1 protein-coding gene is annotated in these 1546 nt (G+C 60.8%); it reads left to right on the top strand.

Going from position 1 to position 1546, the window contains the following annotated elements:
* Nucleotides 1-101: 101 nt before the first annotated feature.
* The gene (gene tnpC, locus J2754_RS15985) at nt 102-1538 is read left to right on the top strand and encodes an IS66 family transposase (protein ID WP_425351007.1); all 1437 of its coding nucleotides are present in this window, start codon (nt 102-104) and stop codon (nt 1536-1538) included.
* The last annotated feature ends 8 nt before the right edge of the window (nt 1539-1546 follow it).

Genomic DNA, 1546 nt, shown 5'->3' on the forward strand with positions numbered 1-1546 from the left:
GTACGTGTTTAGCCCCAGATCGGTTTCGGTAGTCTCTCGTAGGGGCCGTGAAACAAATAACGTAGATCGATGCAACAGGCGAGTGAGTGCACCCTGGAGGGATGGTCTCCGATCCGGAGACCATCCCGTCTCGTCTGTTCATGACCTCCTCGGAGCCGACCAAAGAAGAAATCCTCGACCGTCTTGCTGCGCTTGAAGAAGAAAACGAAAAGCTCCGAAAGGAGAACAAGCGCCTTAGAGCAAAGCTCAGGTGGTACGAGGGACCGCACACACCACCGAGCAAGGACCAATCGGACCAAGAGGAGTCGTCCTCGTCCCCATCGGACGAGGACGACGAACAGCCACGTACTGACGGTGGCACGCCTGGTCGAAAGCCTGGGCACGACCCGGAATGGCGCGACGCTCCTGACCCTGACCGAGAAATCGAGGTCACCTCTGACTGCTGTCCAGACTGTGGTGAAGTGTTCGACGAGTCGGCGGGCGTCAGCCCCCGACTCGTCGAGGAACTCCCCGATCCACAGCCACCGGAGGTCACTCAGTACAATCGCCACCACTACGAGTGCCACTCCTGTGGAACGGAGACTGTCGCCTCACACCCCGACTGCCCCGATGAGGGGCAGTTCGGGGTGAACGTCATCGCACAGGCGGCGCTCTCTCGGTACGATCACCGCCTTCCCTACCGGAAGATCGGCGACCGCTTCGAACAACTCCACGGACTGGAGCTGTCAGGCGCGGCCGCGTGGCACGCGACCGAGCGCGCTGCGCGCGCCGGTCGCTGTGAGTACGAGCAGATTCGCCGCCAGATCCAGCAAGCCGACGTTGTCCACGTTGACGAGACTGGCATCAAACGCGACGGCGAACAGGCGTGGATCTGGACGTTCACCACCGAGGAACACACGCTGTACGCGGTCAGGGAGAGTCGTGGAAGTGATGTTCCCGCGGAAGTCCTCGGCGAGGACTTCGCGGGAACGGTTGTCTGTGATGGGTGGACGGCGTATCCGGCTTTTAGCAGCAACCTCCAGCGGTGTTGGGCGCATATTCTCCGGGAGGCTGAAGACGCCGCCGAGAAACAGGCGGAAGGTGAACCGATCTACCGTGCCCTCAAACAGTTGTACGTCGCTCTCCAGACGCAGCTGGAGAGCGACGTGACAGTCCATGAGCGAGCAGAACTCCAGCGTGTGGCGCGAAGAGAGCTTGAATCGCTGATAGAGCGGTCAGTTCCCGACGGACCAGTGGCAACACTACTCGGCAAGATCGAAGGAGGCCTCGACCACTGGCTCACCTTCATCGGTGAGCCAGCGGTCTCCCCAACGAACAACGCCGCTGAAAATGCGCTTCGTGAGCCAGTGGTTCTCCGGAAGCTCATCGGAACGCTCCGCAACGACCGCGGCATGTTTGTGCATGAGACGCTGCTGTCCCTGCTGGCGACGTGGCGCCAGCAGGGACGCAATCCCTACGAAGAGTTCAAGCGAATCGCTCGAAACAACGAGATGATTTCACGAGCCCAGGCTGTACCCGCTGTTCCGTCCTCGGGGTAAACACGTAC

This window comes from Halarchaeum nitratireducens (assembly GCF_017874695.1).
GTDB classification, from domain to species: domain Archaea; phylum Halobacteriota; class Halobacteria; order Halobacteriales; family Halobacteriaceae; genus Halarchaeum; species Halarchaeum nitratireducens.